Below are 15,796 nucleotides of genomic sequence, written 5' to 3' on the forward strand. Positions count from 1 at the left end.
GAAACGCCTGTAAAACCCTGCTAATGCCATCAACCATGATGGTATAATGAAAGCATGGATAAAAATCACCATCCAAAAGGATGGAAATAAGGGAGCTTTTTCAGGGAAAGAATCAAGATTTGCTGGGAAAAATGAGGTAAGGATGGGGTGAAAAATTAATCACATCGTAACCATCCCGGGAGATGATACCCCGGTCGGTTGTATTTTTTGTCATTTTTAATCAAGAGCACTTCAGATCAGATCATAGGTTTCAGCCACTGCCACGGCTTCTCCCCGTCTTTTCACATTGAGTTTTGCAAAAATACGACTGGCATACCATCGAACGGTATTCACGGATAGAAAAAGGGTGTTGGCAATAATCTTATTTGAGCTGCCTTTTTTCATCAGTTTGAGAATCTCAATTTCACGGTCATTAAAATTCTCTTTAAATTCATTGATGATGACCCATCGTGTTTGAGATTGCCTGGGAAATGCTTCATCAACAAAAGGGATTAAATAATCGGGTAGGAGCTCTCTTTTTAACGCCTCCTTAAACAAAAGCTGAACAGGCGCCCCTTCATCCATATATATCCGTACCTGCTTTTCTTTTTCAGAAATATCAAATGCTTTTTTAAGGGTGTCAAGGGCCTTTTCCATATTCCGGTCCACAAAATATGCAATGGCCTTGAGAAGATAACATTCAAGAAGCCGCCCATTCCTCTTAACAACAAGATCCTCTTTAATCATGGCTGTTGTAATTTCATGCACCTGTGAAGTTTTTTTATTATAAAGACAATACCGACAAAAGCTAAGATATTCACACTGTCTGTGGTAGGGAATATCTGTTTGTGAAAAATCCCCCATCTCTTTAAGCAGGCTTTTTGCCCCAGCCATGTTCCCCCGGGATATTTGGATTCTGACCCAATGGGCCATGGACATGAACGCACCCCATGTGGAGCTTGCCCTGGCCGCCTCAATGGAAACCACCATTGCCTTTTCAGAGGCTTCATAACTTTTGTCCGCCGCAAGAATTCTTGCATATTCCAGGTTACCCAGAAAAATAATTTCAGCATATTCATTGTTTCTGGCAAGGAACAATCCCCTGCGGCAGGCTTTTAAAGCGCCTTTAATATCATCCCTCTCCCGGAGAATTCCCCCTTTAAGGATATAAAGAAAGCCATATTCCGGAACAAGATCATTCCCGTAACGGAGGATTCCATTTTCAATGATTTTTTCGATGAAAGACAGAGCCATGGAAAGATCTCCCATGGTAAGAAGCACATCGGCATAACTAATGGCCCGTAATACAGAGGTGTCAGCATCCATGGGCATTTTTTTAAGATAGGCATGGGCCGATGCCATGTCACCGCTATACCGCAGGGCAAGCACCAGCACCAGCTGCCCCATCTCACGAACCAGAGAATCCTTTTCCGGCAAAAGCTGAAGAGAGCATTTCACCTCTTTTATACTTTTTTTAAACTCCCCGGTCTGATAAAAATAGCGATAACTTTTTATCAGAGATGTAAAACCTGCCACCCCTTTATCGCCCTTGAAACGCTCCTTATAAAGTAAAGCAACACCTTTAAAATCACCGGCAAGAACATTGAGCCACACCGAATAACAGCATAGTACCGCATTTTCATGGACAATTCTTGGGGGCAGACGATCAATGGATTGCTTGAGCATATATCCACCATATTCCCGGAATAATTCCGGTGCATTTTCTGCCAGAAGTGTTGCTGCTGCCCTGTAATTTTCACCCAGCAGCCCATGCTCAAAAGCTTCAGTGGCATAGCCCTTATCTTTCAGCCAGACAAAGGCCTTAAAATGAAGGTCCTTTACCTCCCGGGGGGGCAGATCCACCTGTCTTTTAAGTAGAAATTCCCTGAAAAGATGATGGTACCGGAACCATTCCCGCCGGTCATCCAACGGCACCATAAAAAGATTGCGCTGTTCCATGTCCATTAAAATAGAGTGGGTTTGAGGATTTTGTGTCACATCCCGACACAGGGCCGGACAAAATCGTTCCAGAATTGCAATCCTGATCATAAAATCTTTGATCTCCTGCCCAAGACCGGACAACACCTCTTCGGCAAGATAATCTATTATATATCTGTGACTGCCGGTGAAGGCATCAATAAATGCTGCCCGGTCAGTCTGCTCTTTCATGGACACAACCGCAAGGGCAAGTCCTGCAATCCACCCTTCGGTTTTATTCCTGATGGATAAAATCGCATTTTTGTTCAAGTTAAAGCCGTGAACCCCATTGAGCAGCGCCTCTGTCTCATCGGTGTTAAATCGAAATTCAATCTCCCGAATTTCAATCAGTTTTCCCCACACACGATATTTTGAAAGTGATATCCGGGGCTCTTCCCTGCCTGCAATGATTATCCGCATATTGCAGGGAAGATGATCCATTAAGAACTCCATTCCTCCATGGATTGATCCATGGGAAATCACATGATAGTCATCTAAAACAAGAGTGAATTCAGTCTTATCCTCAATAATTTCATTGATTAGAGTAATGAGAATATTTTCAATGGCGGCACCATTGGATGACTTAATCTGTTCCAGAGAACAGTTATCGTATTTTTTTAAAACAGACGAGACGGCGGTTATGAAATAACGCCAGAAAACCACAGGAATATCTTCACTCTTTTCAAGGGAGATCCATGCCACCTGCGCTTTACAACGCCTTGCCCACTGGCTCAACAGGGTTGTTTTGCCAAAGCCCGCCGGTGCCGAAAGGATACAGATGGAAGCGCTCTCATCCATTATACGACTTATTCGTTCCCGGTGAACCATGGCCCCATTGCTTAGCCCCGGAATATGAAATTTTGTTTTAAGAAGCTGCATTCCACTTACACCCCGATCATTACACCTTGATCATACTTTACTTGGCGGGTATTATGACCTGTATGTGTTCTGGGCGCAACATTTTTGAGAAGCGGGTACCGTTTTTTGAATGAATTTTATAAAATGCCAGTGCCCGTTTTAATACTTCAAGAACTTCCAGTTCCGACATCAGCCGGGGGATCTCCATGGCCAGGCGGGGATGTCTGCCAAGACGTCCTCCCAATTGTACCCGAAAGCCTTTTTCACCCTCATCAATGGTGCCACTGGGACAAGCATTGATACATTTGCCGCACATCATGCAGGCATCAAAATCAATAGATGGCGCTTTCGCATTGTCATCCAGAGAAATGCAGAGATCCGGACAAACCGCCACGCAGGCAAGGCACTGGGAACAGGTCTCGTCTGTCAAACGGGGAGTAACTGCCCCTAAAATGCCCACATCTTTTATCTGGGGTTGGGAACACCCATTGGGGCAATCAGCACAGCTCATGCGAAATTCATGGTGGTATTTAAGATCACCTTTGACCTCTTTTTTTAGAAACCCCAAAATATCTTCTTCCATAAAAACAGCTTCAGCTTTTTCCATGATCCCCTCACAGGACATGGCCCCATGGGGGCATCCCGATGCACCAAAGCAACGATCCAGCTGATATCCCTTGATATCTGTGGACATGGAAGAAAGGAATTTCTTTTTGGCGGCTTTGACATCAGCAATTCCCACAAGGGTTTTTCCCTTGTCCCAGGTATATTGCTCAACTTTTTGGCGTACCTTTTTTCTTACGAAAAAAGGTACTTTTTGCATTGCCTTGTCCGCTTCGGGGGACCACTTCATTGAACCACATCTCCCCTGGCACTGATCACCACTTGTTCCATGGGGATCTCAACACCGGCAAGGGCCATGGCCTTTTCCACAAGCCCCGGCAGACCGGAACAACAGGGAACTTCCATGATCAAGGTGGTGATGCTTTTAATGCCAGCCACTTTAAAAATCTGGGCAAATTTTTCCACATAGGAGTCCACATCATCAAACTTGGGACATCCCATCATCACCACTTTTCCCTTAAGATAATCATTGTGAAAAGACGGGGCTGATACTGCCGCACAATCTGCGGTGATCAAAAGGTCTGCATCCTTAAGAAAGGGAGCTGTGGGGGGAATGAGGCGGATCTGAACCGGCCAGTGACTTAAGGCCGAGGTCCCCGTTGAAATGTCGACGGGTTTGTTGGCCTCTTGGCACCCCCCCGCCACGGGAAAAGTCTTGAGATGAGTGGAGGCGCAACCGCAATCCAATTTGGGCGCAGCCTTCTTTTGTTGGGCCTGTTGTTTCTTTTGTTCTTCCAGAAACGCTTCCACAGCAGCCTCATCAAATTCATCAGCTTCCCGCTCAACAAGCTTTAAGGCATCCTGGGGACATTCTCCCAAACAGGCTCCTAAACCGTCACAATACTGATCTTTAATTACCTTGGCTTTGCCGTCAATAATCTGTATGGCCCCCTCGGCACAAGAAGGAACGCAATTACCGCAGCCATCACATTTTTCTTCATCTATTTCGATTATTTTTCTAAGTACTTTCATTGTATTTTTCCTTTAAAGCCTATATAAAATTTAGAATATCGAATTGAAATCTCAAAAGATTGCAACCGATTCATTTATTTCTATGCAGGCCCATATCTGTGAGGGGGAGCGCCCCTGTTTTTCATTAAATACCGTCTATCCGAATCATGGTTACAGGGTATCCGGCTTTGAATGTCGGCATATAAATTTTTAACTCAACCCAGAATTCTGGATGCCTTGGCTTTTCCAGAATCCGTCAAAAAAAAATTTTCAAGCATACGATCCAGTTGTTCAAATGCCATTTTTTCTTCTTTATATTCTTCTTCCAGGTTGGCAATAAGATCAGCATCATACAAAACCTTAAAATTAACGGTCTCATTTTCCCTGGGGTGATGATGGTGTCCCACAATATCGCACACTTCATCAATGAGTTCTGATTTTGCCCCCAATTTTTCCAATATGCTTCTGGCAATGGGCGGGCCCTCCAGTTCCTGGTACTTGGGGGCATTGGAATTATATTTTTCCTCGGCCGATTTAATGCCGATGTCATGGAGATAGGCCGCTGCCAGAATCACAGCAAGATTTCCCTTTTCATTGCGTCCAATCTCTTCGGCATACCGAGCCACCCGCATGGCATGCCCGATGCGTCTAAAGTCAGTTTTAAAATAGCGCTTCATCTCCACTGCCACTCTATCTTTAAGGAGATCTTCCCGTTCTTTTAAAAATTCTTCTGGCAGCGTACCAATGCATTGATCTGCAAACTGGCAATAGGAAGCACATCCAAAATCCAGATGAGGATTTACAATGCGTTTATCGCACCCTTTACATTTTCGGGCCGTATCGTCCTTGAAAAATTCAATGGAATTTCCGCACTCGGGACATGCAATTTCAAAAATCGCTTCTTCATTCCAATATTGGGTATCCTGTCCGGGACATTTCATGATTGCCTCCCTGTGGTCTCTTTGTTAATCCACCCGTTGTATCCATGGACTGTTTTCCATGTGGGCTTTTGCCTTTTAAGTCAACCCTTGGGTTTCATGGCAGCAGCAGAGGCTCTCGGCCATTGATGCTGACGTGGAATCAAATTTAAACAACTCAATTTTTAAGATTGCCTTTCCAAGGCATGATTTGAATATAAGACATGAAAAAGCTTTTTTCCTTGATCCGGATCAAGTTTTTTATTTTTTATGGAAAATCATGGATTCATGAAGTGCACAAAATGAAACGTGCCTGCATTTACCCGGTTTAATTCGCTATCACAAAAAAACCGGGCAATATCATGGACTCAGCTTGCTTTCCGGGTCCGATTCTGCTCCCGCAGGGCATTCACATCCCGGGCCACTTCCTGGAGGGGTTTGCGCCGGATGCGATGGGGAAGGGCCAGTTCCGCCCCATGTTCAATATCTTCAAGAATCACCTCGGTGCGACCATGGTAGGCCGCCAGGGTCTTGGCGGTTTTTAAAATAACAATATCCCCCCGGTGACCGTCCACCCCCACATCCAGACAAAAGGAGGCAATTTCAAACAGCAGAGAACGATCCATGGTAACCTTGGGATAAAGGGCCATGGCGGTTTCAATTTTCCGGGAAAGGGCCTGGGAATCATCCTGCCAGCGGCTGCAAAAAAGCCCGGGATCTTCATCAAAGGCTGCCCGCCGTTCCATGACAGCCACCCGATCCTCGGGATCATGGGCACCTTCTATATTCACACACAGCCCAAAACGATCCAGCAACTGGGGCCTCAACTCCCCCTCTTCGGGATTCATGGTACCCACCAGGGTGAATTTTGCCGGATGGGAAAAAGACAGACCTTCACGTTCTATGGTGTTTACCCCCATGGCTGCAGAATCCAGCAGCACATCCACCACATGGTCATCCAGCAAATTGACCTCATCCACATAGAGAATGCCCCGGTGGGCCGCGGCCAGGATACCGGGATCCACCCGTTTTTCTCCTTTTTTCAGGGCATGTTCCAGATCCATGGTGCCCACCACACGATCTTCAGTGGCTCCCACAGGCAATTCAATCACCTTGATGCCAGTTTTCTCCATATCCGGCCGGTTGATATTTCCTTCTTTAACAGGGCAGGCGGCCACAATGCATTCCCTACAGGTATTTCCTGTTTCCCGGCGGGACAGGCGAAAAGGACACCCCTTTACCGTGTCAATTTTGGGCAAAATTTCAGCCAGGGCCCTCACCGCCGTTGATTTCGCGGTTCCCTTTTCCCCCCGGATGAGTACCCCGGAAAGACCGGGATTGATGATATTTAAAATCAGGGCCAGTTTCATCTGCTCCTGGCCCACGATGGCAACAAAGGGAAATGTGGCTCTTTTTTCCATGAAATTTTCTCCTTTTTATTTTTTGTAAATATTCGGCTTGGTCGTGTAAATGTTTGGCAAGTGCCCCATATTCGTTTAGTTGGGACTGCGTAGCATACTATTGCTATGTGAGCAGGCCCAAATGAGTGAAGATGGGGTGCTTGCCGAATATTTACTATTTTTTTATGAAATACTCTACAGATCAGGGGCGTATTTCATGCTTCGTTGTGGGCAGAGCCGGATCAGAACACGGTCTGCCCATGGCAGTTTTTATATACAAAGCAGGTACTGGGTGCTGGGTATTAGGTACTGGATGTTCACAGTAACTACTTTTTCATTGTTCGTTGTGGCTGGTGTTCATAGCCATGTATGTTTATTAAAATATTTACTTTCGGGCAACCACAGCAGAGCCGCCCCCCGATGGGCAATAGGAACCGGACAATTGAGCTGTCTACAGTTCCGGTCCGGGACCATTGCCCGTCGGGGGGGCGGCGGCGGTATAATACCACTTGGCTCCGCGTCTACGACCCCATATTTGTTGTGTCCGACAGGACATGTGGGTTATATGAAACTCCAATACACTCCTGGGCCGGGGCCATTACCCCTCGGGGGGCGGCATAATACCATTCTCAATATCCAACAGATTTCTCCCCGGTGGCACCATGAACCAGATCCACCAGGGATTCAGCCTTTAAATCATCTATTTTGCAATATTCAGCCCGGGCCGCCAGGGCCAGCTTCCGGGCAATACCAAAGGTGACAATGCCCTGGGGCTCGGTGTCCACAACAATGTACTGAACCCGGTCATCATCCCCCATGATTGATGCAAATTTCAGGGCTTCTTCCACAGGTTTTTCCCAGCCCATGGCCACATTGGATTTTCCATCGGTGATAATCAACACAATGGGACGGATGGCAGGATCTTTTAACAAGGCAGCAGAAACCAGACGATGGGTCTGGTCCAGGCCGGCGGAAAGGGGGGTTCGTCCCCCCACGGGCATCTCCTTTAAATAGTGGGCCGCAAGTTCAATGGAAGCTGTGGGGGGCAGATTGACAACGGCCTCGTTCTTGCGAAAAGATAGCATGGCCACCCGGTCTCTTTTCTGGTAGGCATCCAGAAGAAGGGAGAGAATGGCCCCTTTGGAGGCTGCCATGCGGCCCCGGGAACCCATGGAACCACTGGCATCCACACTGAAAACCAAAAAATTGCCCATGCGTTTTTCCCTGATCTTTTCCCGAATATCCTGGGATTTCAGTGCAATGGTCATCCCCGGGGGAATGGTGCGGGTGGCCTGAAAAGGGGCCGCAGCCCGCAGGGTGGCATCCAATGCCACATCATTATTATGGCGTTTCATACTGCTTTTCACATAACGTCCCTGCTTTTGGGAAACCCGACTGCGTGAGCGCTTACCAGACCCCCTTCGCATTTGACGATCCTTGGGAGAACTGATTTTTTTCACCTGAAATGTGGCTCCAATCTCAAAAATCTGATCTCCACCGGTATCCTTGTCCGATGGGGACTCTTCCCTGTCCTTATCCCTGGAAGATTCAGGAAGCGATGGAGGGGATAAAGCATCTTCTCTGGAGGAATCGTCCCGGGGAGATGATGTCTCATCATCCCGGGGAGGTGGGGGGGCCGTTTCCTGCTCTTGTTTTTCTTCTTCCCGGGATTGCTCATTTTCCCGGGAGTCATTGTCCGCTTCCGGCGGTTCCGGCGGCGGTGGCGGAGGGGCAGCATCCCGTTTCCGGTGAAGCAGCACAAAAGGTGCCACCCGGGAAATATCCTCCACTTCCACCCGGATCCGGCCCTCCAGGGCAGCATGGGCCCGGGCTGCCTGTTCCATGACAATATCAGCCCGGTGCCCTGCCACATTGTTGGTGGCGCACAACTCTGCAATAAAACCTCTGAGCTCTTGTTTGACGCCCACCCGGGGCAGGATATCCCGGGCTTCAATAATTTTCCGGGCCAACTCCAGGCGCTGCACCTCATGGGCTTTTCTAAATGCTGCAGGATCGTTGTCATAGGCTTCCCGCTGCTCCATAAGGGTCATGCGGACCTCGGGATCTTTTTCCGATTCAACTTCCACACAAAGCCCCAGACGATCCAGCAGCTGGGGTCTTAAATCCCCCTCTTCAGGGTTCATGGTTCCCACCATTATGAACCGGGCCGGATGATAAAAAGAGAGCCCCTCACGTTCAATGCGATTCTCCCCGGAGGACGCCGCATCCAGGATAATATCCACGATGTGATCATCCAGCAGATTAATTTCATCCACATAGAGTATCCCCCGGTGGGCCTGGGCCAGAAGTCCGGGTAATAATACCTTTTTACCCTCTTTAACAGCCCTGTTGAAATCCATCCCCCCTGCCACCCTGTCTTCGGTGGCATTTAAAGGAAGGGTCACCACCCGCTGGGAACGAAGGTGTGTCTGGAATTTTTGTCTTTTTTGTTGACAGTCATCACACAACACCTCTCCTCCAGGATCACAGCTGAAGGGACAGTCTGAAACCACCTCAATGGGATAGAGCAGATCTGCCAGTCCCCGGACAATGGTTGATTTGGCAGTTCCCTTTTCACCACGAATGAGCACGCCCCCCACACCGGGATGAACGGCGTTGAGCATCAAGGCAAGTTTGAGATCCTCCTGGCCCACAATGGCTGAAAACGGAAAAACGTCATTGAAAATCATTCCTTTCCCTCATATTCTCTCAAGCAACACAATGGAATACACCTGATCCTGTTCATCAAAGCGGATATCCAAAAATTGAGATATGCTTTTTAGGCCCGTAAAAACAAAAATCCACGGACCGATTAATTCAATCCGTGGATTTCCCTTTTTATCCATTAGACCACTGACTTGTATGCACTCCCATGCATTACAGTCCTTATTGTCCAGGCAGGTCTTCTGACTTTCGGATCATCCGCTTCACCGCGCCTTCCCGGACCGTTGGAAACAAAAAATAACAGCTTTTGTTTTCAACGCTTCCAGTGACATCATGCGGTGTTTGTCCCCGATTACAGCGATGGGCTCGCTCCCGATTTTCACGGGATTCCCTTTTCAGCCAATGGCACCTGAAACAGGTGCAAAATTATCCAAATCACCCCAAACTGTCAATATCTTAATTATCATGAAAGGCAAAAACCGGGCATGAAATATCCCAATTAATCATGCAGACAATTCATATAACGGGCATCTCCTGTGGAACACAACGAATATTGGAAAAAAATTTTAGTTGAACCTGTTTTCCCTTGTCATCTTCAACATTTTATAGGTCGAGACTATAAATGCGATACTGACAAAGAAAAATGGCCCACCTAAAACAATTGCAAGACTCTTGATTGCAGCAAATCCCCCCGTCAATTGGAAAAGGATACCGGTTAGACCAATAATTGCTCCCCAGAGAAGTCTCATGGCAATGGATGGATTAAAAGACCCTTTTGTCATCTGCATTGCGATGAAAAAGGATGCAGAATCCGCAGTTGTAACAGCAAAAATAATAAGGTTGGTAAGAACGATAAGGCTCAACCACCATCCTCCCTTCATACTTCCAAGGAGAAGATATATACCTGCTTCATTGTTCAGCTGAACTTTTTCCCAAAGTGGAACGATTCCACTTACATCGGCATAGGTGGCGGAGCCGCCCCAGATACAAAACCATAAAACAGTAAGAATCATGGGGACAACCATAACCCCCACAACAAATTCTTTTAATGTTCTGCCCCGTGAAATACGGGCAATAAATCCACCACAAAACGGAATATAGGAGATGTACCATAACCAATAAAATACAACCCACCAGCCAAGCCATTCCCTTTGTTTGAGACCTTCAACATCACTCCAGAAGGAAAATTCAACCAATTTTGTTACATAATCACCTGTCATCTGTGTGATCATATTCAGAAGGTAATTTGTTGGAGCAGGCCCCCAAAAAAGTATTATTAAAAGAAGAATACCGGCAAGCGTCATATTGGTTTGACTTAAAATTTTTATTCCCTTTTCAACACCACTTGCAGCACTTATGACATAAGCAGCAATAAGAAAAAGCATAAGGATTATTTTTCCGACATTATCAAGCTGGACACCAAAGATCTGGTTAATTCCAAAACTTATGGAGGCAACGCCAAGTCCCATCATTGTGGCAGTTCCGCCAATGGTTCCAAGGGCTCCAAGGCCATCTGCAAGTCGTCCCCAAATACTTGAATTGCATCTGTCTCCAAGTATTCCGTAAAGGCCGGTGGCAACGGTCATTGGTTTTCCAAGCCTGTAGGCCGGGTAAGCAATGGCCCATCCGGCAACGACAAAAAGAGCCCAACCATGCAGGCCCCAGTCCAGAAGGGTGAGATGGATGGCCCTGGGAATACCGGCTGCAGTTCCTGTAAGACCGGCATCAGCAATATAGGGGGCTTTATATAAGTGAATTAAAGGTTCTGTCACGCTGTAAAAGACGAATCCAATACCAAGACCACAACTAAACAGCATTGCGATCCATGCTGAAAATGAAAAATCGGGAATATCATCTTCCTTTCCAAGCTTAATATCGGCATATGGGCTGAAGATAAGATAAATACAAAAGAAAAGTGTAAATCCCACCCCCAAAAGAATGGCCCAGCTAAAGTTAAATATCATAAAGTTACGGGCTGTGATAAATGTCTTTTCAGTTTCTTTTGGGAATGCAACGGCACAGATTAGAATGATGAGAAAAAAGGTGAGAACCGGCCAGAAAAGTTTTGGATCATAACCCTTTAATATTTTTTCCATCAGGCCTTTGGTTTGTTGGGTTTTGCTTTGAACTGCTGATGTGGTCGACATATGAAACTCCTTTGATTGATAATGGTATTACTCTTTCTCAGGATATTATTTGTTCAACAATTATTTACTTTTTTCAGGATTTAACTCACAGCTATCCCTCCATGGTTGTTAGCCCTCCGCCCGTGGCGATTTATGCCGCCTTCCGGGACAATGCTATCATGTACGAAAATGGATTGTTTCGCGAATATGGCGAACTGAGATATTCTCTTGGAAATGATAGAAGAGCGGAGCGTACTGTTAAAATTTGAAATGAATTTCCGACAAAATAATTTCCGGCAGATCAAGCATAAAATCTGGGATTACTTTGCTTTCTGTGAAACAAAAAGTAAATATTCAGTCAGCACCCCATCTTCACCTGTTTTGGTCTGCGCACCGAGTATTAGTATGCTGCGCAGCCCCAAACAGGCGAATATGAGGCACTGCCCAAACATTTACATAACCAAACCGAATATTTACAACAAAAAAAAACTAAGGGTAAGAGGATGAAGAAATCCGAATAATTTAATGATAGTATCCGGATTAAATTTTGATCGCATTGTCAAAGAACCAACAGTACCAATGCAAAGAGTTAACCGGACAGCGCTAAATATTAATCTCATTTTTAATTTTAAAAACCTGTTTTTCTTGAAAACATATCAAGAATGATGCATAGATTCAGATACTTATTAGTTTTATCATGCAGATAAAAATCATCAAAAAATATTTAAAAAAAACTTAATTCACATGGCGCAGTGATGCCGTCGCGCATCAACCTGAATCAAACGATTCATTATTGCATAACAAAAGCTCAATCTTATCAATGTCTTTTACTCATGATATTTTTATTGCGACAATCAACATTCCTTTAACCTGGACTCCTGATTGCTTTCTGATATCGGCTTTTTTCTTTTCCATTAATTGAAATCCATGACATTCCAGGCATTGTTCAATATAGGCTTGGGAATGGGCATAACGCCCACTGGGAAAAAGCGCATACCCATGGCTGGAGTCCTCCAGCAATTCCACAGAAAACCCAAGAATACCACCATTGACAAGGGAGGTTGATGCAGATTTTATAATGGAGTCCAGATTTCCAAAATATACAAAAACATCAGAGCTGTAAATCAGATCAAATTTATGAAAAAAAGGCCATTCCTGGAGAATATCAAACACCTCCAGCCGGTTGTAAATATTCTTTTCAGCCGCTTTTTCAAGCATTTTCAAAGACACATCAACCCCTGTAAGATGTTTTGCAAAGGGCTTATAAAACTGTGCTCCAAGACCGGTACCGCAGCCAAGATCCAGCACATTCATTTTTTCCGTTAAATGGGGCTGAACAAGCTCAAACAGGCGCTCCGGGGTTTTGTACGCCAGATCTTTTACCAAAATGGTTTCAAAATTATCCGCACACCGGTCAAAGATATTGCGCACATGTTCCACCGGGGCCGCATCCGGTGTTTCCAGAATTCCCAGACTCTGGAGCATAAAAGTTGCAACCTTGTTATCCGGCTGGATCTCAAGGACCTTGTTATAATGTGATTGCGCTTTTTTAAACTCTTCTCTCTTTTGAAGACAAATCCCGATATTTAAATGGGCCGAAGCATAATCCGGCTCTATCTCAATGGCTTTATTATATGAGTCCAGGGCGTTTTTGCTCTGGGTTAACTCATCCTGGGCCACCCCAAGGTTATTCCATGCCTCTGCCATGCCCGGAGCAAAGTTAACAGCCTTTTGAAAACAGGAAAGGGCATGGTGCTTGTTTCCGATTTCCCGGTATGCCACTCCCAGATTATTCCATGCATCACCAATATCCGGCTGTTGTTCCAGCATCATTTTATAAATGGGTATGGCTCCCCTGTGATTATTATCCATCTGCTTCATCCGGCCCAGATTATAACATGCAGATAAATCAGGCGGCGTGATCCGGGTGGCTTTTTCAAATATTTTTGCGGCTTTTTCCGGCCGGTTCTGGTCAAGAAAGAGATTTCCCAGGGCATTCAAAGCCCGACCCCAGTCCGGCTTTTTTTTCAATATTTTTTGATACCCTTTTTCTGCCCTGGCAAGTCTGCCTTGTCTGTGGGCTGAAACGGCTTTTTTAAAAAGATGTTCCACATCTCCTTGAATAGAGGGTTGCAGGTTTGATCGTTTTGGGGGTTGGCCCGGTCTAAGTGGTTTGTTTGTCATTTTTGCTTCCTTGAACCCCTTTGTTTTCAATTATCTCAATGCAATTCATAGTGCCATTTTGCCGGACATTTAAAGATTTCCCAGCCAAATAACCGTTATCTCCTCCATCAATTCTTCGTGAAGATAATTCATATCCCCCACACCTGTAAACAACAATTGCCTTCGTCCCAGTTAAGCGGTATAAAGAGCGCCTCATTTGTAGTTAACAAAGCGTCTTCCAGAAAATAATCAAAAACATATTTATTCATTATTATCTCTGAGACTTATCATGCGCACCCCTTAATAATAGCCCCCTTGGAAGGAACATCAGGAATAACTTAAATGAAACGCAGTTTTTATAAAATATCCAAAAAAATTCACAAATATGTGGGACTCATCTGTCTGTTCTGGTTTTTATTGATGGGGGTCAGCGGTGTACTGATTAATCACCCGGCACTGATTCGGGGAATATCAATTCCAACCCCCTTTGTGCCAACGGGATTCCATTACAAAAACTGGAATCGCATGGCCATAAAAGAGGTGGTCTATTCTAAAAAAAGAGCAAACACCCTGTTTGTCGCAGGAAGAATGGGTGTCTGGCAGAGCAACGATGGGGGCCGCACATTTTCTCCCATGGACACAGGCTACCCTTTGTCAGCCTTTGATCGTGACACCAATTGCCTCTTGTTAACCCGGCACAATGGTAAAAAAACACTATATGCCGGTAACCGCTCAGGCCTTTTTTTCTGGAATTTTCGCACCCGGCAATGGACACAAATTACCCACAAAGATGTGAACAACATGGGGATAAAAGACATTGTTTTGATCCATGGAACCCCCGTGGTATTCACTTCCCGGGGATGTTTTGGCATTGACCCATCTAATCAAGATCCCACCCTTTCACCCATGCCGCTAAAACTTGACACCCGTCCTTTACAAACCGTACCCATGGTCATAGGGATGCTGCGCATTCATGACGGCAGCATCCTGGGACTTCCCGGCAAATTATTTGTTGATGTTCTGGGAGTGGGATTAATATTTTTAACCATTTCTGCCATCTGGCTGTGGTATCTTCCCTGGCGCAGAAAACGATTATATAAACGCACCATGGATGCATATCTCTATCGATGGATGCATAAATATCATTTAAAACTTGGCATTTATACCAGCTTATTTTTATTGGTATTAACCTTGACCGGCATGATTATCCGTCCCCCCTTTCGTCACCCCATTGACAATAAAACCATTCCATCCACCTGGGTTAAATTTGATGAATTTTCCGGGAATCAATATCCTGAAATTCGACGGGCACTTTATCTTGAAAAAGATAATTGTCTTCTTTTGGCAACCAAGGTGGGGTTTTTCATGGGAGCGGCGGATTTTTCTAAACCCTTTACCCTGACTCCCATGGGGATTCCCGTCAGCGGCATGGGGGTGAATGTGCTGGAATCCCTTTCCGGGGATCAGATACTTGTTGGTTCTTTTAACGGGCTGTATATCAAAAATCTTATAAGCGGTGCTGTAACCGATGCCATAAAAGAAAATAATCCCACCATGCTGAATTTTAAAAAACGCCGTAAAAACAGAGCGGTGGGAGCCGGTATAAAAAAGGGAGAACTGCTGTTCTGGGTGGATTATAGACAAGGAATAATACCCGTTGGACTTGAGGCGAAATCCATCACCATGCCCAAAGCACAGAATTTTAACAATCAAATGTCATTATGGCATTTTATGCGGGCCGTTCACACAGGGCAAATTTTTAAAGATTTATTGGGAAGATACACCTGGCTGGTGATTCCCGCAGGGGGGATGTTTTTATTGATTAGCTTGCTTAGCGGTGGTTATGACTGGTTGTATCGACAAAAAAAAGAGTTGCGTCCTTTTCCAATAATTTCATAATTTCTCCAAATAATGATTTTCAAGCGGTTAATCATTTGCTTACCTTTTGATGCCTGTTCAGACAGGTTCCAACGTGCGTTATTGTCCTTTGTCTTGATAAAACGGATTGTAAAAAAGCATCATAACACAAATTATGACTTTGTTGCAGCAGATACCCTATAACCGCCATGGAGAAGTTTAGCTTAGTCTATACTCTCCTTTAAATTTGAAAACAATCTTGACCAAAAAGATATTAGAT

General features: G+C 45.2%; 11 protein-coding genes and 1 riboswitch. Of the genes, 3 read left to right on the forward strand and 8 right to left on the reverse strand.

The window, feature by feature from the left end; genetic code table 11:
• Positions 1-231: 231 nt before the first annotated feature.
• The 5 genes from B9A32_RS01425 to B9A32_RS01445 form a co-directional block, all read right to left on the reverse strand.
• A complete protein-coding gene (locus B9A32_RS01425) occupies positions 232-2,835 on the reverse strand; it encodes a winged helix-turn-helix domain-containing protein (RefSeq protein WP_084066579.1) in 2,604 nt (867 codons plus the stop codon).
• Between the two features lie 37 nt (positions 2,836-2,872).
• On the reverse strand, positions 2,873-3,667 hold the full coding sequence (locus B9A32_RS01430) for a 4Fe-4S dicluster domain-containing protein (protein ID WP_084066580.1): 795 nt from the start codon (positions 3,665-3,667) through the stop codon (positions 2,873-2,875).
• Complete coding sequence (locus B9A32_RS01435) at positions 3,664-4,410, reverse strand: ATP-binding protein (RefSeq protein WP_084066581.1); 747 nt, start codon at positions 4,408-4,410, stop codon at positions 3,664-3,666. Before B9A32_RS01435 ends, B9A32_RS01430 begins: the two co-directional genes overlap by 4 nt.
• Before the next feature lie 194 nt (positions 4,411-4,604).
• Positions 4,605-5,330 (reverse strand): HD domain-containing protein, encoded by a 726-nt coding sequence (locus B9A32_RS01440; RefSeq protein WP_084066582.1) that lies wholly within the window; start codon positions 5,328-5,330, stop codon positions 4,605-4,607.
• Positions 5,331-5,674: 344 nt separating this feature from the next.
• Entirely contained in the window at positions 5,675-6,727 is a 1,053-nt protein-coding gene (locus tag B9A32_RS01445) for a magnesium chelatase ATPase subunit I (RefSeq protein WP_084066583.1), read from the reverse strand.
• Between the two features lie 164 nt (positions 6,728-6,891).
• On the opposite strand from B9A32_RS01445, the gene B9A32_RS21485 reads away from it, so the two are divergent.
• On the forward strand, positions 6,892-7,032 hold the full coding sequence (locus B9A32_RS21485) for a hypothetical protein (protein WP_212637552.1): 141 nt from the start codon (positions 6,892-6,894) through the stop codon (positions 7,030-7,032).
• 303 nt (positions 7,033-7,335) lie between these two features.
• On the opposite strand, the gene B9A32_RS01450 is transcribed toward B9A32_RS21485, so the two are convergent.
• The gene (locus tag B9A32_RS01450; protein WP_084066584.1) at positions 7,336-9,396 is read right to left on the reverse strand and encodes a putative cobaltochelatase; all 2,061 of its coding nucleotides are present in this window, start codon (positions 9,394-9,396) and stop codon (positions 7,336-7,338) included.
• Positions 9,397-9,585: 189 nt separating this feature from the next.
• A riboswitch (cobalamin riboswitch) is annotated at positions 9,586-9,798 on the reverse strand.
• Positions 9,799-9,936: 138 nt separating this feature from the next.
• Positions 9,937-11,466, reverse strand: a complete 1,530-nt coding sequence (locus B9A32_RS01455) for a BCCT family transporter (RefSeq protein WP_170923653.1) — start codon at positions 11,464-11,466, stop codon at positions 9,937-9,939.
• A 62-nt stretch (positions 11,467-11,528) separates the two neighbouring features.
• On the opposite strand from B9A32_RS01455, the gene B9A32_RS21015 reads away from it, so the two are divergent.
• Positions 11,529-11,765, forward strand: a complete 237-nt coding sequence (locus B9A32_RS21015) for a hypothetical protein (protein WP_139795662.1) — start codon at positions 11,529-11,531, stop codon at positions 11,763-11,765.
• Positions 11,766-12,327: 562 nt separating this feature from the next.
• Here B9A32_RS21015 and B9A32_RS01460 read toward each other — a convergent pair.
• Positions 12,328-13,680, reverse strand: coding sequence for a tetratricopeptide repeat protein (locus B9A32_RS01460; protein WP_084066586.1), 1,353 nt, complete (start codon positions 13,678-13,680; stop codon positions 12,328-12,330).
• 321 nt (positions 13,681-14,001) lie between these two features.
• On the opposite strand from B9A32_RS01460, the gene B9A32_RS01465 reads away from it, so the two are divergent.
• Positions 14,002-15,558, forward strand: a complete 1,557-nt coding sequence (locus B9A32_RS01465) for a PepSY-associated TM helix domain-containing protein (protein WP_084066587.1) — start codon at positions 14,002-14,004, stop codon at positions 15,556-15,558.
• Positions 15,559-15,796 lie beyond the last annotated feature (238 nt).

Source organism: Desulfocicer vacuolatum DSM 3385, assembly GCF_900176365.1.
Classification (GTDB): domain Bacteria; phylum Desulfobacterota; class Desulfobacteria; order Desulfobacterales; family Desulfobacteraceae; genus Desulfocicer; species Desulfocicer vacuolatum.